Consider the following 22453-nt stretch of genomic DNA (forward strand, 5'->3'; position numbering starts at 1 on the left):
GGGAAGTATTAATGCATGTATGAGGGGCGGATCATATTCCGTATTAGCGATGAAATTTCTGCAATGGCAATAGAGTGAAGGGGATGTGTTGGCTCAGGCTAAGCGCTTGCCAACCCGTGTCGGGGAAGAGGCGTATGCTTTGCCTGTAGTATTAGCATTGAGAAGGTGCTAATGGTATAGCCGACAGGAGCCGTATGAATCGAGAGGTTCACGTACGGAGTCTGTGATGAGATGGAGGTGAAACTCCTCCGGCTTACTCGACCACTCAAACAAATAGCGTGCCATAGCCACCAAATATGATAAACGAGCCCATAACTTCCTCAGTGCCATCTATCTCGCCGCTTCCGTCATTATGGCTACTAAACTGATGACACGCCCTAAAAAAAGACCGGTTGTGCCTCTGGCTACACCTATGCAGCATGCGCCGTCAAGCTCGACAGACTTTGCTGCGAAAACTGTATAACCGATAACCGTTTTCAGGCACGCCTAAAAATAATGAAAGTAGCCCTGACTCACGAATACCTTATTACTTGAACAAACCTACAGCTTCCTTGCAACTATTTCGGTTAATAAGCAAGGTAAAACTAAAGTATACGAATACACCTGAAGCAATCATAATTAATAAAGTGGTCAACTGATTTAAATTAAAGCTCACTAGAAATAAACTGACCATGCGGACTGCAGTATACATCCCTAATGCTGATCCAATAGCAGGTAAGATAGCATAAAGAAAATCACTAAATTTCAGTTCTAGTACTTTTAAAGACCGTTGATAGTTGATAAATAAAATGAATGGATATATCGTTGCCCAGGTCACAGCCACTCCAACAATTCCAGCCTGAACCCCGATTATTAGTGCACCCGGCATAATCGCCGTAGCCAGCAATACATTTTTCATCCCTATATCCGGTCGGCCCAATGCATCTGTTGCCGATGGGAGGAAATTGGCTATCATGCGAAAAGGCATCATCAATGCCAGAAGTTGCAATGGCAATATCGCGGTTTCCCATTTCTCTCCTAACAGCAGCAATACCATTTCGTTTGCAACGCTGGAGATCCCCCATAGCACTGGGAACGCAACCAAACTTAAAATGCGGATTGCTTTAAGTACGAACTGGCGAAATTGATCAAGATCGCTTTGTATTCTGGAAAAAACTGGGAAAGCTACCTGATTGACGATCGATGAAACTCGCTGGACAGGGAGAGAGGCAAGTTGCATTGAAACTGAATAGAAGCCGAGCATTTCCTTACCAAGCAATTTACCAACAATGATCACATCGATCTGGGTAAAAAAAAACCAAAGCAAACGCGATAGGGTGATGTTCCCTCCGAATGCAAGCAGGCTACGCATGCCTTGCAGAGAGAAATTTGGTAACAGGCGAGTGGGTGCTATCACATTCAGTGTGACCACATTGAAAAGACTCGTTAAAAGATTGCCCAGGACCAACGCCCACACGCCAAGTCCGACGAAAGCCAATATCAGTGTCAATATGCTGCCCAGGATCGTCGCAACCAGATGCATCAGTGAGAGATGCTTGAATTTCAGATCCCGGTACAATCTGACGCTTGGCAGTGTGCCAAAAATTGATAACAGAAACCGTAGCGATAAAACCTGCAAAATTAAAATTAATCGATCTTCATCAAAAAAATTGGCCATCGCAGGCGCAAGCAGATTGAGTAGAAGCATTAAGCCCAAATTGATAACGATGACGATGGCGAAAACATTACGCAGAGAGGTTTCAGCAAGATCCTGTTTTTGTATCAGAGCTGGCGTCAGTCCTGCTTCAGACATCATCAGCATGAATGCCACAAATACCGATGCCATTGCCAATAAACCATAGTCCTCAGGCGTCAGCAGGCGTATAACGACTAGAGTGATGGCCCAGGTGATTATTTGTGCAGCCAATTTGCCGCCGGCAGTCCATTTGAGACCGCTGATGGCTTGTTCACGTATCGACATGAGAATTAGGGGGTGAGTAAGAAAGGAAATGCTTGGGGAAGAAAGACTGTTTAATGTACTTCTAAATTATTTTTAGTAAAGTGTGCATGACAATAGGAAGAGGCTTTGCGTCATATTATCTCCGGGGCCAATGCTGCGCGTAAAACAATATTTTCTTGCCCATTTCGATACCTGCAACCAAACCACCAGATCGAGCCTTTTCTGATACTCAAACCGACATCATCGCCATAGAGTAGAAGAGATGCGATTTCCCCGAGTGTAGGTTGATGTCCAATGACTATGGTCGTATTGTCGTCGTACGGCCAATTGACTGCTGTCAAAACAGATTGAGGCCTTGCGCTTGTTCCAACTTGATCGAGGGTTTCAAATTCATTGGCCAATGCTAGCGCTGTTTGCTGGGTGCGTTTGGCAGGGCTGACCACAATCCGCGTATTTGTTGGTAATCTTGGTTTGAGCCATTGCGCAACTTTTTGTGCCTGTTTCAGGCCTTTTTCTGTCAGTTCGCGCGAGGCATCGGGAAAGCCATCCTTGGCTTCGGCGTGGCGCCATAGAATCAAATCCAAAGTTTTTCTCCTGATTCAAAATATACCGAGATGTTATTTAACATAATATCAATTATACGAAATTTGGTGCCTATAACCAACAAAAGCTGGTTTGCTGAGCTGTTATGCTCCTTGCGATAGTCGTTTCCTTAATAGGGCTCGCGATCGTCTTCTGCATTGGCGGCAATATCTGGAATACGGTAGGTATCTGTTGCCCATTGCCCTAGATCTACAGTTTTGCAGCGTTCCGAGCAGAATGGGCGAAAGCGATTCGAGTCTGTCCACTCTACGATCTCACCACATTGCGGGCAATTAACGATAGATGGTTTTCTCAATTGTTTCTCCAATTTCTTCGTGCCTGACACTTACAAACTGCAGAAAGTCAGTTTAAAAGGAATGTCTTCCTCATAAATACTGGCTTTTTGGTCCGGCTGCGTGGGAATGAAGCGTATGTTGAGTGCATATTTATTGGCGCTAATTTCTGGCACGCATGGCAGCTCGTTATCGATCTGTAGTTGCAAAAGATGGGCCTGATGTTCTGCTCCAGCCTGCTGGAATACCCCATGTGCGGCGGTGTGATGGAAGCTTTTACCGCTGTTCCTGAGCAGATTGAGCACAATATTGATACCATCCCGTATCGGGGAAAGCGGCATGATCCAGCTTCTAAGATCGGTTTGACGTGCTTCAGGATTCATGTGCAGCCAATAATGGTAGGTGGGCAAATCGAATTCACATGCCCCGCCCGGGATACTCATGCGTTGCTTGATACTCATCAACCATTCGTTATCGCGTAAATGACCGCCAATCCTGCCCGGGATTTCGAGCAACCCCCTGAAAGTGGTCCCGATATCGAGCAGGATGCGGCTTAACGCCTCTTCAGAGACTTCCGGATTCTTGCGCAGACTATCCAACAATGCGCGTTGCTTGTCCAATTCCTGTAATAGGTCCGATTTCAGATCAGAGCGGCTGGTGACATCGAGAATCTCGAACAGGGCAACCAGTGCGGCATGGTGTTCGAATGATGTTTCCTTGGCAGAAAAAAAATCGATTTTGTCGAATAGATCCTCAAGCCGCAGCAGTATGCGTATTCTCTCATTCAGGGGAAGTTCGTAACAGATCACGGTAATCACATGTTTTTAAAGTAATTCAACTGCCACATCGGGCGATGGAAAGATATTTCTCGTGCAATGCTTGCGCTTGTTGCTGCAAATGTTGTCTATCCAGTTCATTGACGATCACGTCATCAGCTTTTGCCAGCCGTTCGCTTCGTGAACATTGTGCAGCCATGATTGCGTGCACACCTGCTTCACTTAGTTTACTGCGCGCAATGGTTCGCGCCACTTGCATAGATTCAGGACAATCGATTACCAGGATACGATCAATCCGTTCAAGATAGTTTCCTGTTTCCAGTAGTAAAGGCACAACCAGAATACCATATTCGGAACGAATTAACGGAATACGACGTTTCACTTCCTGCAATATCAGAGGATGCAGGATCGACTCGAGTTTTTGTCGCGCATGCTTGTCGGAAAATACAAGCGCCCGCATGGCGGCGCGATCGAGTGAACCATCTTCCCTGATAAAATTGTCGCCAAACAGATTACGAATCATGCTGATCGCCTTGCCTGCAGGCCTGGTTAATTCATGTGCGATTTGATCGGTATCGATAATATCTATACCTAGTGCCTCGAAAATAACAGCGGCACTGGTTTTGCCGCAGCCCACTCCCCCAGTCAACCCGATCATCAGAGGCATAGGTTGCCTGCCAGGCCAGCGGTAGCAACGAATTTAGCGGCCAGAATTGGTTTTAAAACAACTGTCTTTAGCATTTGGGGTGAAATAATTATTTTGGTTAATGAAATAAAGCCAGATAAGCCTGGTTGACCTGCTTGCCCCATAAAAGAGCAATCAGCCCTCCTCCTGCCAGGTATGGACCAAAAGGAATTGCCATGTCCTTGAAATGATTTCTGGCCACCATCAAAATGATGCCAACCGTAGCGCCCGTCAGGGATGAAAGCAAGATCACCAGTGGCAACAATTGCCAACCTAACCAGGCGCCGATTGCAGCCAGCAATTTAAAATCACCATATCCCATTCCCTCCTTGCCGGTGACCAACTTAAATGACCAATACACCCCCCACAATGTAAGATAGCCAACCACTGCGCCCATGAGCGATGAATAAATATCGGTGAAAACACCGTGCAGGTTCAAGATCAAGCCTATCCATAACAAGGGTTGCGTGATGCTGTCCGGTAATAGCTGAGTATTCAGATCGATAAACGTCAGCGCAATCAACGACCACAGAAAAATCAACGCAGCAAATGCCATGCCGCCAAAACCAAAATACCAGGCCACCAATCCACTGAGTGCCCCGGTTAGCGCCTCAACCAGCGGATAACGCGAGGAAATATGTGCATGGCAATGAGCGCAGCGCCCCCGCAGCAACAGGTAGCCAAGAATTGGAATATTCTGGTAGAAGGTGATTTTATGACCACAATGCGGACAAATGGAGCGTGGTGTGGCTAGATTGAATGTGGGTACGCTTGCTATCGGTTCGCCGCGCAATTCTGCGCATTGCTGCTGCCACTCCCGTTCCATCATGATGGGGAGACGATAGATAACCACATTCAGGAAGCTGCCCACTATTAAACCCAGCACTGTCGAAAATAGAATAAAAAAATCAGCAGAAGTCTGGAGAGAATTGATAAATGCCATGTCAATCAGAGGAAATGCGAGATCCTGCCGGGCATGCCTGAATTAGCCAACGACTTGTCCCATTGTAAAAATCGGCAGATACATCGCAACAACTATTCCACCAATCAATGTGCCCAGAACGACCATGATAAGCGGTTCAATCAGGCTGGAGAGTGCTGTGACCGCATCATCGACTTCCGCTTCAAAAAATTCTGCGATTTTGCTGAGCATGGCATCGAGCGTGCCCGACTCTTCACCAATCGCAATCATCTGTAGCACCATGCCCGGGAAAGCATGCGTTGCAGCCATGGCGTCTGTCAGACTGCTGCCAGTATTGACGCGACTCTGAATATTCTTAGTCGCTTCATAATACACTTGATTGCCAGCGGCCCCCGCGACGGAATCAAGTGCCTCGACCAGCGGTACGCCCGCCGCAAATATAGTGGATAAGGTGCGTGACCAGCGAGAAATGGTCGCTTTGCGTAACACCTCCCCCACAAGCGGCAATCTCAAGACCAGCCGGTCCACCCGATTCTGCAGCGCTCTGGAATGCTTCCAGAGATGGAAAGAGGCATAAAACCCAAACCCAATGCTCCCGAATATCGCCCACCAGTAGTCTACCAGGCAATCAGACATTGCCATGACCACCAAAGTCGGAATGGGAAGATCAACCCCGTATCCGTGAAAAAGTGCCTTGAATGCGGGAATCACATATATCAAGATCACTGCGGTAATGATGCAGGCAATCACAATGATCGAGATGGGATAGCACATGGCTGACTTGATTTTATGTTTGATGCGCTGCATTTTCTCTCTATAGGCCGCCAATCTTTCAAGCAAGTTATCAAGGGTGCCTGCAGCCTCCCCCGCCGCGACCAGATTACAAAATAGCGCATCAAAATACCGGGGATGTTTCCGGAATGCATTCGCCAGGCTGCTGCCGGTCTCCACATCCCTTTTGACATCTGTCAGCAGTTTTCTGAGTGCGCGATTATTATGTCCTTTGCCGATCACATCGAATGCCTGCAATAAAGGCACGCCTGCCTTTATCATGGTGGCAAGTTGCCGTGTAAATAAAGTGATGTCCTTATCCGTGATATGCCCATTGAGCCGGATTTTGGCAACTTTCGTGGCCTTGATCCCTTGCCGGCGCAGGGTGGAAGTTACCACAAGCGTGCCTGCTGCGCGCATTTCACCTTTTACTGTCTTGCCAGATCTGTCTTTCCCTTCCCACAGGTAGTTGCATTCTCTCGATTTTTTGTCAGATTTTACAGCGGTCGCCATACCGATTCCTCACTTCCCGTTTAAGATCTGGGTCATAGCTAATACGGCAGCCGCCTGAAAATTATTTAGCTGGTTGATGGTCTGCAGCAAGCTCGAGAAAAGCAGTAACGGTCGGGTAGCGTAACCTGACTTGCAGTTCCTGTTTCATTCTCTGGTTCGTCAACCTCCTCGACTCTTGCATGAAGGACCACATGCCTGGCGTGATGAGCGCTTGCGCTTGTTGACGGGTTAATCTTGGCGGGCGCGGTAGATTGAAATGGTCGGCGACCAGGTCAAAGTAATCTGCCATTTTCAGGTGCGAATCATCGCTGGCATGATATATCCGCCCTGGCTTGCCGAAACGCAGGGTGGCGGCAATGATGCGCGCAAGGTCATCGGCATGTATATGATTGGTATAGCTATCTTCATCAGCCAGCAAGGCTGGCGTGCCCTGCCGCAAACGGGTGAGAGGCAGGCGGTCAATCGCATAGATTCCGGGCACTCGCAAAATCGACACTGCGATACCGTGACGTTTACCCCAGTTTCTGATTTGACGCTCGGCATCCACTCTTCGCCAGGCGCGCTCGTTATAGGGATTGATTGCATGTTTCTCATCCACCCAATCCCCGTCACAATTGCCATAGACCCCACTGGTACTGATATAGACCAGCCGATGTGGTAGTATCGCCCTTGGCATATTTGAACGTCGGGAGAGTGCCGCTAGCAAATGGGTCGTGCGCGTATCGCGCCGGCCGCGGGCAGGCGGCGGAGCAAGATGCACTATGGTATGCGCCAGGCCAGCCAGTTTTTCTAGGCTCTCGGGCTGGTCCAGATCGCCAGCTATCGGTTGAATGCCATGTCTGCGTAAGGTATCGAGATTCTCAGCTTTACGGCACAAGCCGAGCAGTTGGTAGCGTTTTTTGAGCAAATCAGCCGCCCTCAATGCAATGTCGCCACACCCTACGATCAATAGTTTATTTTTCATAACAGAGTTTATTGTCTATCATTTCTTTCAAATGAAGTCCTATCAGATCACTCTCAATCCTAGTGGCCATATTTTTACAGTTGAACCGGCAGAAACAATTCTTGAAGCAGCGTTGAGGCAGGGATTGTCGTTGCCTTATGGATGTCGTAATGGTTCATGCGGCACCTGTAAGGGCAAGATTATACAAGGGATGGTCGAATATGGTGTTTATGACGAAGAAGTGTTGACAGCGCAGGAGAAACGGGTGGGCATGGCACTGTTTTGTTGCGCCACGCCTTTATCCGATCTGGAAATCGAATGTCACGAAATTGATGCGATCAAGGATATCAAGATCCGCACCATGCCTTGCCGGGTTCACAAGCTCGAACACATTGCTTCGGATGTCATGATCATCTACCTCAAATTGCCTGCCAATGAACGCTTGCAGTTTCTTCCCGGCCAGTATATCGATATTCTGATGAAAGATGGGCAGCGACGTAGCTTTTCACTGGCCAACGCACCACAGGATGACGAGTTCCTGCAATTGCATGCACGCAACTACAGTGGTGGCGTGTTCTCGGAGTATGTTTTTTCTCGCATGAAAGAAAAGGATATCTTGCGCTTTGAAGGCCCATTGGGTGCATTTTTCCTGCATGAGCCGCCGCCCGATAATGCGCCGATTATCTTTCTGGCTGGTGGAACGGGGTTTGCTCCCGTCAAAAGCATGCTGGAACATATTTTCCAGACAGGAAATTCACGTTTTGCCCACAGCAAAATGATTTTGTACTGGGGTGCACGAACGAAAGCGGATTTATATCTGCATGATATGGCGAAGCAATGGGAGCAGGAAAACGAGAATTTCAGATATGTGCCAGTCCTGTCCGAGCCCTTACCTGCCGATGCGTGGCAAGGACGCCTCGGGCTGGTGCATCAGGCAGTCATGGAAGATATCGACAACCTGTCTGGTTATCAAGTATACGCCTGTGGTGCGCCAGCCATGGTTCAGGCTGCTTATGATGACTTTACCAAACAGCGCCACCTGCAAGATAAGAACTTCTTTTCCGATGCGTTCACGCCCTCAACAGCTGTCAAATAGCAGCCGCAGGATCAGGCGCCGATCTGTTTCAAGGCAAACTCCAATCCTTTGCGGTAATGCTCGCTTGCTGCTTCCTGTTTACCCAGCTTTTCAAATAATTGGGCCAGCGCAAGATGTGCAGGATAGTCTGGCTCAATAGACAGGCTGGCTTCCAGATAACTTTGCGCCTTGCCCCATAACTCGCCATAGGCACATAGCCGTCCCAGCGTCAGCAGCAAAACGGCGTTGTTGGGGTATTTCCTGAGCCAATTCTCCGCGCGCTGGATTTGCCAGCTTACGCTGCCACTCAGGCAATCCGCATACAATGCGATCAGTTCGGTATCAGGTTGCACATCCAGACTGTTTTCGATGATTTTCTGAGCGCTTGCATTATCGTTCAGTGCCATGAATGCGCGCGCAGCCGCGACGGCCAGTTTTCCGTCCAATTTCTCCTGCCAGGATAAATCATGCCAATATTTCTTGAGCAAACCCGGATCTGAAGCATTTTTCGCGATATTCTCCAACTGGGCGCGATGGCGCAATTTATCGACCAGCGCCTTATTGACAGGATGCCGGTTGGCCAATATTTTGGTCAACTCCAGCACAGCATCCCAGTTCTGCGCCATTTGTTGTGCTCTGAGCTCCAGCTGGAGGACTGCGGTGCTTTGCAGCCCGCCAGTCGAGTAAAGTGCCTGCAAAGCGGCCAGCGCATCGGTATGGCGCCCTTCGTCCAGCATCAATTCCGCTTCAGTTACCAATCTTAACGCCCTCTCCTCGGACGCCTGTTCTTTAACCGTGTTCAAAATCCGGTCTCTTCCTGCGTAGTCACCTTGCTGATGGGCAGAACGTGCCGCGATAACGGCATTGAGCGCTTTAATGGTTTGTGCGTTGGCCAGTTTGAAAGCTTTTCGTGCAGCCTTTTCCGCATCGTTATAACGTCCCTCAAAAAATGCCTTCAGCCCCGATAACATGGCACGGTCAGATCGTTCATGGCGTAATTGTTTGCGCATCCCGAACAACCCGAATAATGCTCGCACAAGCATATAAAATACAATGAATGCAAATAATTCCAGTAGGATGAACGTGTTGAGGGCCAACTCCAGCGTATAGGGTGGCGCGGTAAGCAGAACCGTCCCCTTATTATGATAAGCTGTGAATACGACCGCTGCAGCTGCAGCGAATAATGCCAGGACCCATAGCACCAGTTTCATTCATCCTCCCCTTTAAGCATGAGTTGTTCGTGATCTACAGCTTCCAGACTCTCCCTTAAATCTGGCAAGCGTACGCTAATATTGATTGCAGATATTTGTTCTAACTCTTTTAATGTATTTTCAACTGATTGCGCCTCTGTATCAAAATAACGGTCCATCCAGTCTGTCGCTGTTTTTAAACTGGACCGGAAATTGCTTTCATCCCGGGTAAGTAAGGCAAGGCGCGTCAATGTCAGTTGTAGCCGGACATGTTCGCGTAGCAAATACGTTTGGGAATTCGAAAGCAGCGGCACGTTCGGATCTGCGACTTTTTCTATTTTAACGAGCCGGAATATGTCCTGTAGAACCTCATTCCGGTAACGCTGCCACAGGCTCGATGCCGGTGAGTCCGGCAAGCTGCCTGTCAAGTCGACCGGGATCAAACGGTTGTCCATCGCCAATGGCAGATGCTCTACCTGCACGGCAAGCGCTTCGATGCGTTGGTAAGTGTCGGCAATATCAACAGTGGTCGCCGCCCTGATTTGATCGATATCTCGAGCCAGGGTATCGCTTAATTTGGATGCCTTGAGTACCTCACTTGCTTGCAGCAGTTCTGAGGCTTGCTCAAGAGAAGCAAGTGCGGCCCGGACATCTCCCGTCAGTTGCAGATACTGATCCGAGAACATGATCAGGCGTTTAACTGCGCCCAGTATTCGGCCATCCGGAGTGTCGTTGTCACTGAACACTTGATCGAGTTTATCGGTGGCTGAACGTTGGTTGTCAATCGCCAGCAAACTCGCCTCCAGTTGATTCAGTTGTCGCTCGGTTTCCGACTTTCTTGACTCGACCTCGGCAATAAGTGTGCGTGTCCGGTTACTGAAAACATCCGCCTCAGTCAGGTACTGTATCAAGGCATGCTCGAAATTGGCGATATAGCCACGATCTTCCGCCCACTTCCATGTCATGGCGGCCAGCGCCATCACCAGCAGCAAAAAGGTGAAAAGCGCCAGACGACGTGCCGATTTTGACGTTGCAGACCGCTTATCCCTATTTATTTGATCAGGTGATTTCATGTGCTTGTATATCGTTGAAATAGTCCAGCAATCCTTGAACTGTACCCTCGTCCCCAACTGATGTACGGCATATCTTCACAATCCCAAGTGCCTGTGCTTTCTGCACAATTCGATCATGCGCCGTAAATAAAACGGTCGACCGAAGCAATTGTTGGCCGGTTCCACCGATAATGTCAATCAAATTATCCAGCCCTTCGCTGCTGGTCACAATCACCGCATGTATCTTGTTCGCATGCCAGCACTTGAGCAACTGGGTAGGATCTGTATCTGGCTTGGTCCGGCGGTAGCATGCGGCGTATTCCACTTCGGCGCCACGTTGGCGCAAGGTGTCGCCGAGCAGCTTACGTCCGTCATTGCCCCGAAAAATCACGACTCGCTTACCTTGCATCTGTTGTAACGGTGGTACGCGCAACAGTGCCTCGCTATCGGTGCCATCGTCCGGAACGGTAATGTTTGAGATCCCGTACTGCTTGAGCAAGCGCGCGCTGCCCATGCCGACAGTGGCGACACTCAAATGCTCAGGCCAAGTACGCTGCGCCTGGATCAGCGGCAGCACTTTCTCTACCGCATTTGGGCTGACAAAAATCGCCCAGTCAAAGTCATCAAGGCGTGCAAGCAAAGTGAGCAAAGGTTGTTTGTTTTCAACATCGCTTATTTCCAGCACCGGAAACAGCCAGGGCAATCCACCCAGTTCGTTGACGCGCGCAGCCAAAGTACCCGCTTGATGGGCGGGGCGTGTGATCAATACCCCGATACCTGTCAATCGCCGGTTGTCAGACAAGTGCTTGCCTCAGTCATGACCCAATTCAAGTGCTGCAAGAATTTCATCCGCACCCTGTGATTTGAGATTTTGTGCCAATTGCTGGCCGATCAACTCCCTGCCTTCGGGTTTGCCGTGCAATTTGTCGGCAATCATTTTGGTGCCATCTGGCGTGGCAACAAAGCCGCGCAAAGTCAAAACATCCTCTGATATTTCGGCGAAACCACCCAGCGGTACTTGACAGCTGCCACCGAGAACCCGGCTCATCGCGCGTTCGGCTTCCACACAATGAGCGGTGACGGCATGATGGAGCGGCGCCAGCCATTGCGCCAGTTCCGGGCGATCTTCTCGGCATTCAATGCCTAGAGCACCCTGTCCGACAGCCGGCAGACTGAGTTCCGGTGTCAGCAGTGAACGGATGCGATAGGCCAGCTCCAGCCGCTTCAGTCCGGCCGCCGCCAGAATGATCGCGCTGTACTCTTCCTCGTCCAGCTTGCGTAAACGTGTCTGCACATTGCCGCGTAATGGACGAACCTGGAGGTGTGGAAAACGTGCCCGCACCTGAGATTCGCGCCGCAGGCTGGAGGTTCCCACTATGCTGCCCGCCGGCAATTCTTCCAGACTGGCGTAATTGTTGGATACAAACGCATCACACGGATCTTCGCGTTCTGTAATCGCGGCCAACATAAAGCCGGGCGGCATATTCATCGGCACATCCTTCATGGAATGGACGGCAATATCGGCGCGGCCATCTTCCAAAGCCTGCTCGAGCTCTTTAATGAACAGACCCTTACCGCCGATTTTTGACAGGGAAATATCCAGAATTTGATCGCCCTTGGTGGTCATGCCGAGTATAGTAATTTCAGTTTGCGGGTATAATTCGAGCAATCGGTTTTGTATGAAGTTTGCTTGCCACATGGCAAGTTGGCTTTCGCGCGAGGCGATGATGATTTTTTCAGGACTATGCATAAGAAAGAGTTTGGTTTTGAAACAATGACGAATTCTAGCACGGCTGACCTCTGAGCGGATCATCGCCTATCACCGCAACTTTATCTCTGCAGCACCCCGAGTTCCATGATTACAGGAGACAGGTATCAATGAGTTTGAACATCCATGCAATTGCAGCTTCCGATAAAAATATATCGAACGAGAAGGATCATCCTTTGCGGGAGGATATACGTTTGCTTGGGCGCATGCTGGGCGACACCATACGCGAACTGGAGGGAGAATCGATGTTCGATCTGGTCGAAACCATCCGCCAAACAGCGGTTCGCTTCCACCGTGAACAGGATCAGGAAGCGCGGCATGAACTGGATACGATCCTGACCCATTTGAGCCATAAGGAAACCATTGCGGTGGTGCGCGCTTTCAGCTATTTCTCTCTGCTCTCGAATATTGCCGAAGACTTACACCATAACCGCCGCCGCCGTGCGCATTTGCGTGCGGGTTCTCCGCCCCAGGCCGGTAGCGTCACTTTGGCATTGAAACGCGTCTTCGAAAAGGGGATTGGCGGCAAGGAATTGGAAGACTTCTTCGCCAAGGCACTCATCTCCCCGGTTTTGACCGCACATCCCACAGAAGTGCAACGCCGCAGTATTCTCGACTATCAGCTGACGATTCAGCGTTTTCTCAAAGACAGGGACCGGACTCAGCTCACGCCCAACGAGCTGCGGCATAACGAGAATGGCCTGCGAGCAGCCATTCAGACGCTTTGGCAGACGCGGATGCTGCGCTCCGTGAGACTCACCGTGCAGGATGAAATCGAAAACGGGCTGATTTATTATCACTATACTTTTTTGAGCCAGCTTCCTTATATCTACGCCAAGATCGAAGACTTGCTGGAACAACATTTGGATAAAGCAGTGCCGCGCATCGCGTCTTTCCTGCGCATTGGCAGCTGGATAGGGGGCGACCGGGATGGCAATCCCTTTGTGACCCATCAAATTATGCTGCACGCAGCCGAGCGTCATGCTGGCTTGATACTGGACCACTACATCACCGAAGTTGGCAAAATCGGTCAGACCATGAGTCTGACCGAGCGCCTGATCAAGGTGACCAACGAGTTGGAAGGGTTGGCTTCTGTTGCCCCTGACTTGCCGGCCAGCAGAATCGATGAGCCTTACCGGCGCGCTTTTCTGGGCATCTATGCACGCCTGATTGCAACCAGTAAGCACCTTGGGCTTCCTGTCAATGCCCCGTGTCCGGAAGAAATTGCTGAACCCTATGCCGACAGCGCCGAGTTTGCGCATGATCTCGATATCATTATTCATTCACTCAAGCAACATCGATCGGACTGGCTCGCTCGAGGCGCCTTGCGTGACTTGAGGCGTACTGCCGATGTCTTTGGCTTTCATCTCGCGCCGTTGGACATGCGTCAGCATAGTAAAGTGCATGAGCAGGTTGTGGCAGAGTTGTTTGAAAAAGGTGCGCAGAGCGAGCGTAGCTATCTTGAGCTATCTGATGCGGAGCGCCTCGAATGGTTGCTTTCAGAAATCAGTAGTGTGCGCCCTCTGGTTTCGCCTTACTGCAATTATTCCGACACGACCCAGGGTGAGCTGCGCATATTACACATGGCTGCGGAGATTCAACGCCGGTTTGGGCATGCGGCACTGCCCAACTACGTCATTTCCATGACGACCAGTGTGATCAATGTTTTGGAAGTCGCGCTACTGTTGAAGGAAGTCGGACTGCTGCAGGCAGGTGACAACCCTCGTCTAGGTCTGAACATTATTCCGTTATTCGAAACTATCGAGGATTTGCGCGGTTGTACTGCCATCATGGAAGAATTGTTCTCACTCCCCTACTATCGCAAACTGTTACAGTCACGGGGGGGATTGCAGGAAGTCATGCTGGGCTATTCCGACAGCAACAAAGATGGGGGTTTTGTGACTTCCAACTGGGAAATCTATAAGGCTGAAATCGAACTGACCAAGGTTTTTGATCGCCACAAGATCCGGTTGCGTTTATTCCATGGACGGGGTGGCACCGTGGGAAGAGGCGGCGGCCCTAGCTACCAAGGGGTACTCGCGCAACCGCCAGGAAGCGTCAATGGCCAGATCAGACTGACAGAGCAAGGTGAGGTGGTGGCCAGCAAATATACCGACCCGGAGATTGGCCGGCGCAATCTCGAAACGCTGGTGGCCGCAACCATCGAGGCCACCCTGCTCAGTCATGATGCGATCAATCATCATGCACCACAGTACTACGAGGCCCTTGAACATTTGTCGTCCAGTGCTTATGCCGCTTATCGTAATCTGGTTTATGAAACACCGGGCTTCAAGCAATTTTTCCAGGAATCCACGCCCATCCGGGAAATTGCCGGATTGCATATCGGCAGTCGTCCGACTTCACGCAAACCTTCCGACAAAATTGAGGATTTGCGTGCTATTCCATGGGTATTCAGCTGGAGTCTTAATCGCACGATGATACCTGGTTGGTATGGATTCGGTACCGCAGTGGAAAATTTTATCCAGCGCGCGCCTCAGGAGCAGGAAGCGCTGGCGTTGCTGCAGGAAATGTATCGTAATTGGCCTTTCATGCAGACGCTGCTTTCCAATATGGATATGGTACTCGCGAAAAGTGATCTGGGCATTGCATCACGCTATGCTGAGCTCGTGACCGATACCGAATTGCGGCAACAGATTTTTACAGGCATCCAGGCAGAATGGAAGCGCTGTGTCAAATGGCTGTTTGCCATTACCGGCCATACGGAACTATTGCAGGAAAATCCAACCCTAGCGCGCAGCATACGCATCCGGACGCCTTATATCGATCCCTTGAATCATTTGCAAGTTGAATTGCTGCGCCGATACCGCTCGGGTGACGATGACGATACGGTGCGTCGTGCCATTCATTTGACTATTAACGGTGTCGCGACGGGACTTAGAAACAGCGGCTGAGGCATTTGTTATATTTACACGCATTGGGTTCATGACGGTGATGGCGATACGAGCAGACTTGTACAGTTTCTGGGCTTGCGAGCGGCATACAACGCCTTGTTCGTGTCTGCCCTGCAGCTTAAGAACCATATATTTCAGTCCGTCCAACTGAGGACTCTGGAATCGGCTGGACCTGGGCGGATATCCCATACAAGAAGTGGCACATGCATTTGCAGTCGCCAGAGAAGCAAGGCGTATCATTAGATCGCAACGGGTACAAGTCTGCTACCCGACGCCCTGTCCAATTTGGCAGGGTGCATTCTATGGTTGCTCGATACCGCGATTGGCTAACAAACCAGGCGAACCGCAGGCTTGATGGGTTGCTTGATCCAGCTATTGCTAACAGGAGACTGCATGAAAAAAATTGAGCAATTGGAAAATGCTATCCCGACTGAGAACAAGCATCATTCTGTATTCAGTAAATCGGCCTGGCTTAAACCAACCAGGCTGAAAATCTTCACCACCGTCTTTATGTGCTGCGCACTGATATCGCTCAGCTATGTTTTCCTGCGGCCTGCAATCTATTCGAGTTATGCCACTTTGCTAACCGTGGCCAGAACAGCGATCGATCAGACAAGCAAGGAAGCGGATATCCAGCATGTCGCTATCCAGAAGCAAGTATTGCTGGGTTCAGAGCTGTTAACCGAAACAGCAAACCGCTTGCCAAATATTTACGATTTTCAGTCCAAAGCGAGTTTAACGCCTGCGGAAATTCGCACGCTACTGGATGTGCGGCCTGTGGTGGATACCAACCTTGTGGAAATGGTGGCCGAAGGCCATGAACCCACTCTGCTGCCCGCACTTATCAATACCTGGATCGATGTTTATTTGGATGCAAGGGCTGAAGAAATCGCCAACGCCAAGGGCGAAACAATACAAAGGCTGCAGGACGAGCTGGTCTCCCTGAAAGAGAAAATCGAACAAAAGCGGCAAGAGCTGGAGCACTTCAGAAAACACAACGATATCATTTCGACAGGAAGGGAGGAAAACGAGGCATTGGCACGCCTCAAAGGCTTGAATGATTCGCTCAATACTGCCAGCGAAGCAGAGGTCAAGGCTAGGGCACGGCTCGATGCGATCAAGAAATCTATTGCCAGAGGACAGGCTGTCGTTCCCAATGAAGATACACGCACACTGAGTGCGCTTGAGAAGCGTGCCCAGGAATTGCGAGAAGAACTGGAAGAACTGGATCGTCACTATACACGTGAATTTATGGCGCTATCCCCATCGCTGAAAGTGATTCCAAATAAACTCGCCGCGCTGGAAGCGGAAATTTTGCGCATGCGTCAGAGTGGGCAGACCTTGGTTCTGCATGAAGCGGAACAGGAATATGCGGCTGCCAGGCAAACGACTCAGTCTATTCAGGCGCAACTTGATCTACATCGGCAGAAAGCGGCCGACTTTACCGCGCGCTTTACCGAGCATGATGCCCTCAAAACGGATCTTGAGGGGTTGGAGCAACTACTAAGAGAAACGCAAGAACGATTGGTGCAGATTGAAACCCGTCATACCGGCAAATACCCCTATGTCGACGTTATCGAACGTGCTTTCCTGCCACATCATCCGATCAGGCCGGATTATCAAACGGATGCCATCATTGCCGTGTTAGCATCTCTACTGCTTGGGCTGGGCGCTGTTTGGATAGTCGAGTTTCTGACGCGCAAGGAGCAAGAGAAATTGGCTATCCATCTTTCCGGTATCCATCTGCATAACAAGGAAAACTTGCTGCATCATCCTCTTGACACGCTGTCCGATAATTTGCCGTCACAGTCCAGCCTGCCACGAAAACCTCCCTTGCAGGCGCTTGAGCAGCCTCAGATAGAGGAGCTGACCCACGAACAGATCAGCGGGTTTTTTCAGAACGCAAATGTCAAAGAGAAGCAATTACTCGCCTTGCTGTTGAATGGCCTCACGCTGGGCGAGATTGCCAGCCTGCAGCCCAGCAGCGCTATCGATCTTGAGCAGGAATTCTTGTTCGTACACGGGATTTCTCCCAGAAAAATCCCGATGCATCCGGTACTGAAAACACTTTATGGTGAACATGGGCATTGCCTGACCGATCCTGCCGGCCAACCCCTGAATGAGGAGGATTTGGAGGCATTGCTGACATGCCTGCAGGTTGATGCCGGCTTGCCGGTCTCCGATACGATCTCTGCCGAGACCCTGCGCCAGACCTATATTCTTTATCTTGTCCGGCAAGGCATACGGCTTGCCGACCTCGAACGGATCGTCGGTTATATTTCACCTGCCGAGTTATCCAATTATGGATTATATTCTCCTGCCGGTGCCAAGCATCCGATTGAATCGATCGACTTGCTCTATCCCGGACTGACTGTAGTAGCCTGATGACCATCCGGCATCCTCAGCAATGCATGAACCAACGCTGACTCGATCGACTGATACTGGGTATTGTGGTTACGGGCATTGGACGGCTTGTTCCAAGCCGGATTCTGCCGCAGCACGTTAATGATTTCCTGCCAGCGGCTGGGTAATTCGCCCGCTTCTGGTGTTGGGTCAACATGATCGACATGGCATGCGGCATGGCCGCGATGCATGAGCTTGTCCAGCAATTGCTGCTGGCGTAAATACAATAATTGCAGGGTATTGTCGTCAGCGCACAGCCACTGGGTACCCTGAATTTTGGCCTGTATTTCTTTGCCATAGCGCTTAAATGTGGACCAGCCGGTTCCGGCCAACGCGCCCAATACACTGGCCGCGCCCAGGCTCAAGCCGCCCACCATCAAATCGATTCCAGCCCCGGCAGCAGCGCCCTTGAGGGCGGAGCTGCCGACATCCAGGCCGTAAGCCTTCAAAACGCCCGGCGCAAACAGATCAAGCTGCCATTGACCGTCACGTACCGGAATTTTCTGCAGTGCAATATCCTTCTTCGAGAAACTGAACATCGCCAACAAGTCATGCAGACAACGCTGTTCGGCCTGCCGGATGAATTCCTGTAATTTTAATGTGGGTGACGGTGTGTGCCCGGCAGGCGCGTGACTGCCTTTATGTTCACGATAACAAGCCACAGCAACGATCAGTTCGGTGATGCGCTTGGCACCGGAGCGGCAGAGCTGGCGCCATACCTTCGCACGGTGATCGATCAAACGTTGCAGTTTGCTGTAATAGGTCTCGGCCAAGCTTTGTATTTTCTGATACAGACGCTTTTCCGCTTCGAATGTAAAAGCCACTGTATCGAATTCGAGTGAAGCATGGATATTGAATACTGCCAGCTTCCTGCGCCATAACTCAAGCTCCGCCCGGTGCGCTGCGATGAAATTAAAGACGGGGATGATGGGTTTCATCGCCTTGCTCAGTATCTCAATTTCAACAAGATATTTTTCCAGTACCGGCTCGCGCACATCGATCACATACAGCAGCACATCACTACGCAAGACTTGCCGGATAACTTTGGCTTCTTGTTCCAGAGGATCGTTGATGGCGATGTCCGCCATGAATTTTTCCAGCAATTCGTTTGGGTTCAGACGTTTGTGCCTGGCAGCCAGAAGTTGAAGCGTGCTATGCAGGGCATAGGGATCTTCAATACCGGGGGTGTCGTGCAGATTCAGGATGGCCTCGCCGCCGGCAAAAATGGTGGCACGTTCGACATGACGAGTCGTACCCGCGGCATCCTCTATTTTGCCGAATCCGGTGCTGCGCAGCATGGTGCGGATCAAGGAAGTTTTACCTGTGTTGGTATGACCGACCACAGCGATATCAAGCAGTGATGCGGCATGATCAGACTCTGGCTTGGCAGTTATCATGGCAGAATAGTGTTATTGGGTAATGACGTTTTCAGCAGGAATCGAGCAGGCTTGTGCCAGTCTGAACCAAGCCAATTTGCGTGATTCCGTAACCGAAATCGACGTGCGGCTGCGCAACAGCATCAACCAGACTGGGCCACCTGCAGCAGCAGCCACCAATTCCGCGATCATGCGTTGCACACCTCGATCAGGCAATCGATGCGCGGCCACGCCAATCAATAATGAACCTTTGGTAGCTTTGATTTGATCGATCATCCGGGCAAAGCTTGCCTGATCAATGATATTTTGCTGACAGTTTATACCCTCCGGCCAAATCATTTGATCATCCAGCTCAATACCTATTGCGCTTGCCTCAGCCGGCAAATCGCGGTTTTTCCTGCCAGGCACTGGCTCGGCATGATTGACGGCAATCCCTGGGTCCGCATCGATCACGCTAGTGGTGAATTCACTCGCGATCAACCGCTGCCGCAACGTCACGTAATATGGCAAGTACAAATCCAGCTTGAAGCGGCGTTCTGATAGCTTCAACATGAAAGATGAGAGCAGGGTCAATGCCAACCGTGGTAATAATCCATAGAGCATCAACGTGGCCAGCAGGAATTTTGCCCAAGTAGTTCTGGTGGAGGCATCCTGCATATCCGCCCCCACTCGGCTAGCGGCAATCTGTTGACTATCGGGCGGAGTCAGACCGAAATATTCCATCGGAGCGGCCAATAGCCGCGTCAATTCAGGCAGACTGCTTTCCGGCAAAAGTGTTGTGCCCCACACGAAATCATACTGTCTTGCCATCATCAGTAAAATCAGTATACTCATGCCAGCAAGCAAATAAGCCAACCAAAACTGATGGGTCAGCAAACTGATGCGCCATTTGCCAACTTTCCCTGTCAGGCAGGTTTCCCACCAGGCCCGTGCAGCCAGTGAACCGAGCTTATCGCTGTCCTTGTCTTTGAGCCGGGAAGGAAGCCAGCATGCCAATTGTGCAGCCACGCCTGAATTCAGACCATGGACATTAAATAACATGCCCGCTCCCCACAATAGCATCGACAAGAAATTAAATCCGAGTAAAACCGCCAGCAACCAGTATATGTTTAATGTTGCTGAGGCCCCTACCGCATTGCCCGCTGCCAGCCCACCCAGCAATGCCGCCAGTAGCAGGACAACGCGGCCGGCGCGCAGGAATAATTTTTCCGGTTGCTGCAAGGTGTTGTTCAAGGCATTGTCTTGAATCAGGCGGCGAGCGCGACTCAATAGTTTTTCAAAAAAAACGGTATAGCTGAATCCAGGTGCAGCATGTGGTTCCATATCTGCGATGCTGGCGTATGAGAGTGCTTGCGCCTGGTGGGTTTCAATATGCCGTAATTGCTCAAGCCGAACCAGATCGCTAAAGCTATGGTTTTTATTTGCCATCACAGTTGATATAAGAATCTGAAGAAGTCAAAGCCAGGTTGTCACAGGACGATGCAACGCGACCGCCGATCATACCCGTCGCGCAACAAGGATGCGGTAAAATACGCTAATCTTGGGTGCCTTGATTGAATGACATCATATATACGGTTTCGCAGTCACAAACAGGCGCCTTGGCGTGGACCGGCGGAGGATTTATTTCAAAATGCAACTATCCAGGTTGCAACTAAAAACCATACAATCCCCGCTGAAGTAAGCGCGTCAAACAAGTGACGGTGATTTTCCCAATAAAGGACATAATATTCATAACGATAGCGCCAGGATTAACGATCGGCCAGGAAACTCGGGGTCATCTAGGTGTCATCAATATACTTGCCGGAGACCCATCATCATGAAACCCGTTGCGATTCTCAGGTTTTTCCCGATCGAGGGGCCGGGCTATTTTGCCACATTTCTCGACAACCATCACATTCCTTGGCAAATGATCTGTCTTGATCAGGGTGATCAGCTACCAATCAGCTTAGAGCGTTATAACGGTCTGGTATTGATGGGCGGTCCCATGAGCGTGCATGATCAACTGCCCTGGATCAGTCCGGTTCTAATGCTGATCAGGCAGGCGGTAGCAGCGGATATTCCTATCCTGGGACATTGCCTGGGAGGACAGTTATTATCCATCGCGCTGGGTGGAAATGTCATCAATAATCCCGTCAAGGAACTCGGTTGGGGATGGGTGAAGGTAGCAGACAATTCCGTTGCGCAAGCCTGGTTTGGTGATTTAACGGCGTTTGAATCATTTCATTGGCATGGTGAGACGTTTAGCCTGCCCACGGGTACGACACGTTTACTATCCAGCCCATTCTGCCTCAACCAGGCATTTGCCCTGGATATCCATTTAGGCCTGCAATGTCATGTTGAGATGACGGAAGAAATGGTAAAAACCTGGTGCCAATTGAACGCGGCAGAACTGGCGCAGAATCAGGATAGCCCCGCTGTTCAGAGTGGAGATGAAATTCAGAAGAATCTGCCCCAGCGGTTGGCAGCATTACAATCAGTGGCGGATCGACTGTACCAGCGATGGATACTGGCGTTGAAGGACTGATCCGAATAACGAATCGGGTAGTTCATCAAAAAACTTGCTGCCCGTCCCGCTGGACTTCAATCGGTTAATGTCCATGATGCAGATGGTGTGGATGACCGGGAACAGCATGGCGGGCATGGTCACTCAATTGAGCGTCAAACCATTTGTGGATGGCTTCAATGAGCGCTGTGTTTTCCGTTGCGTAGTCGATTTCGGCGCCATTGGGGAGTTCTTGGTAGAGAATGGCAATCTGGCCTGGTTGTGCTGTTCTCAACTCAGCCAAGCCCGGCATGTCCTCGCCATGAATTTTTGCCGGACCGGAAAAATCTCCTTGACGGAATGCCTGAGAAATTTGTGACAGATGCTCGCGTATCAGCATGATCTGTTCGGTATCCGCATCATCCTTGGCGATAACTTGCTGCACACCGCCTTGCGCTGTTTTTGAGAATACATGCAATGTTCGCTCCAGATCGAAAGGCATCACATGCACGCCCCGCTCCGCCACTTCATCCAGTCGTTCTTCAGTTGCGCTTTCTACTGCTAGGGCGGAATTTACAGTAAACAATATGGCCAACAAGGTCAGTGCAAATCGTTTCATTTTTTCTTCTCCTGAGAAACATTGGCTTGGTATTCCAATTTGAAAACAGACAGAATCTTGTTTTCGCCTAGGAGGCTGTCCGAGAATAGCGATCGTAGCGAGGGCGAGGCTGGTTGAGTTGGATTTTTCGATCATTTAAGGCGAATAGTCGT

19 protein-coding genes are annotated in these 22453 nt (G+C 50.3%); 4 read left to right on the forward strand and 15 right to left on the reverse strand.

Annotated features, from left to right (window positions below):
• Positions 1-526: 526 nt before the first annotated feature.
• The 8 genes from ABTW62_RS03045 to ABTW62_RS03080 all read right to left on the reverse strand — a co-directional run bounded on the left by ABTW62_RS03045 (position 527) and on the right by ABTW62_RS03080 (position 7445).
• Positions 527-1960 (reverse strand): lipopolysaccharide biosynthesis protein, encoded by a 1434-nt coding sequence (locus ABTW62_RS03045; protein WP_430903106.1) that lies wholly within the window; start codon positions 1958-1960, stop codon positions 527-529.
• Positions 1961-2070: 110 nt separating this feature from the next.
• Positions 2071-2523: a SixA phosphatase family protein gene (locus ABTW62_RS03050; protein ID WP_430903107.1), complete on the reverse strand. Its 453-nt coding sequence runs from the start codon at positions 2521-2523 to the stop codon at positions 2071-2073.
• A gap of 128 nt (positions 2524-2651) precedes the next feature.
• A complete protein-coding gene (locus ABTW62_RS03055; RefSeq protein WP_430903108.1) occupies positions 2652-2837 on the reverse strand; it encodes a DNA gyrase inhibitor YacG in 186 nt (61 codons plus the stop codon).
• A gap of 30 nt (positions 2838-2867) precedes the next feature.
• A complete protein-coding gene (gene zapD, locus ABTW62_RS03060) occupies positions 2868-3623 on the reverse strand; it encodes a cell division protein ZapD (RefSeq protein ID WP_430903109.1) in 756 nt (251 codons plus the stop codon).
• A 25-nt stretch (positions 3624-3648) separates the two neighbouring features.
• Entirely contained in the window at positions 3649-4257 is a 609-nt protein-coding gene (coaE, locus tag ABTW62_RS03065; protein WP_430903110.1) for a dephospho-CoA kinase, read from the reverse strand.
• Between the two features lie 97 nt (positions 4258-4354).
• Positions 4355-5218 (reverse strand): prepilin peptidase, encoded by an 864-nt coding sequence (locus ABTW62_RS03070; protein ID WP_430903111.1) that lies wholly within the window; start codon positions 5216-5218, stop codon positions 4355-4357.
• A gap of 42 nt (positions 5219-5260) precedes the next feature.
• Positions 5261-6481: a type II secretion system F family protein gene (locus ABTW62_RS03075; protein WP_430903112.1), complete on the reverse strand. Its 1221-nt coding sequence runs from the start codon at positions 6479-6481 to the stop codon at positions 5261-5263.
• A 61-nt stretch (positions 6482-6542) separates the two neighbouring features.
• Complete coding sequence (locus ABTW62_RS03080; protein ID WP_430903113.1) at positions 6543-7445, reverse strand: SDR family oxidoreductase; 903 nt, start codon at positions 7443-7445, stop codon at positions 6543-6545.
• A gap of 31 nt (positions 7446-7476) precedes the next feature.
• On the opposite strand from ABTW62_RS03080, the gene ABTW62_RS03085 reads away from it, so the two are divergent.
• Positions 7477-8520: a CDP-6-deoxy-delta-3,4-glucoseen reductase gene (locus ABTW62_RS03085; RefSeq protein WP_430903114.1), complete on the forward strand. Its 1044-nt coding sequence runs from the start codon at positions 7477-7479 to the stop codon at positions 8518-8520.
• A gap of 11 nt (positions 8521-8531) precedes the next feature.
• Here the strand turns inward: ABTW62_RS03085 and ABTW62_RS03090 are convergent, their stop codons facing one another.
• From ABTW62_RS03090 to hemC, 4 genes are read right to left on the reverse strand one after another with little or no spacing between them, the layout of a single operon-like run.
• A complete protein-coding gene (locus tag ABTW62_RS03090; protein ID WP_430903115.1) occupies positions 8532-9710 on the reverse strand; it encodes a heme biosynthesis protein HemY in 1179 nt (392 codons plus the stop codon).
• Entirely contained in the window at positions 9707-10762 is a 1056-nt protein-coding gene (locus ABTW62_RS03095) for a uroporphyrinogen-III C-methyltransferase (RefSeq protein WP_430903116.1), read from the reverse strand. Before ABTW62_RS03095 ends, ABTW62_RS03090 begins: the two co-directional genes overlap by 4 nt.
• Complete coding sequence (locus ABTW62_RS03100) at positions 10749-11543, reverse strand: uroporphyrinogen-III synthase (protein WP_430903117.1); 795 nt, start codon at positions 11541-11543, stop codon at positions 10749-10751. The genes ABTW62_RS03095 and ABTW62_RS03100 overlap by 14 nt, the downstream gene beginning before the upstream one ends.
• Before the next feature lie 9 nt (positions 11544-11552).
• The gene (gene hemC / locus ABTW62_RS03105) at positions 11553-12491 is read right to left on the reverse strand and encodes a hydroxymethylbilane synthase (protein ID WP_430903118.1); all 939 of its coding nucleotides are present in this window, start codon (positions 12489-12491) and stop codon (positions 11553-11555) included.
• Positions 12492-12619: 128 nt separating this feature from the next.
• Between hemC and ppc the strand changes: the two genes are divergently transcribed.
• Positions 12620-15421: a phosphoenolpyruvate carboxylase gene (gene ppc, locus ABTW62_RS03110; RefSeq protein WP_430903119.1), complete on the forward strand. Its 2802-nt coding sequence runs from the start codon at positions 12620-12622 to the stop codon at positions 15419-15421.
• A gap of 393 nt (positions 15422-15814) precedes the next feature.
• Positions 15815-17806 (forward strand): GumC family protein, encoded by a 1992-nt coding sequence (locus tag ABTW62_RS03115; RefSeq protein ID WP_430903120.1) that lies wholly within the window; start codon positions 15815-15817, stop codon positions 17804-17806.
• Here the strand turns inward: ABTW62_RS03115 and ABTW62_RS03120 are convergent.
• Positions 17779-19221, reverse strand: a complete 1443-nt coding sequence (locus ABTW62_RS03120) for a DUF3482 domain-containing protein (protein WP_430903121.1) — start codon at positions 19219-19221, stop codon at positions 17779-17781. The genes ABTW62_RS03115 and ABTW62_RS03120 overlap by 28 nt on opposite strands.
• Before the next feature lie 12 nt (positions 19222-19233).
• Entirely contained in the window at positions 19234-20628 is a 1395-nt protein-coding gene (locus ABTW62_RS03125; protein WP_430903122.1) for a DUF2868 domain-containing protein, read from the reverse strand.
• A 388-nt stretch (positions 20629-21016) separates the two neighbouring features.
• Here ABTW62_RS03125 and ABTW62_RS03130 point away from each other — a divergent pair, with 388 nt between their 5' ends.
• The gene (locus ABTW62_RS03130) at positions 21017-21724 is read left to right on the forward strand and encodes a type 1 glutamine amidotransferase (protein WP_430903123.1); all 708 of its coding nucleotides are present in this window, start codon (positions 21017-21019) and stop codon (positions 21722-21724) included.
• A 64-nt stretch (positions 21725-21788) separates the two neighbouring features.
• On the opposite strand, the gene ABTW62_RS03135 is transcribed toward ABTW62_RS03130, so the two are convergent.
• Entirely contained in the window at positions 21789-22301 is a 513-nt protein-coding gene (locus ABTW62_RS03135; protein ID WP_430903124.1) for an aspartate carbamoyltransferase, read from the reverse strand.
• Positions 22302-22453 lie beyond the last annotated feature (152 nt).

It is taken from the genome of Nitrosomonas sp. ANs5 (genome assembly GCF_050584665.1).
GTDB lineage: Bacteria > Pseudomonadota > Gammaproteobacteria > Burkholderiales > Nitrosomonadaceae > Nitrosomonas.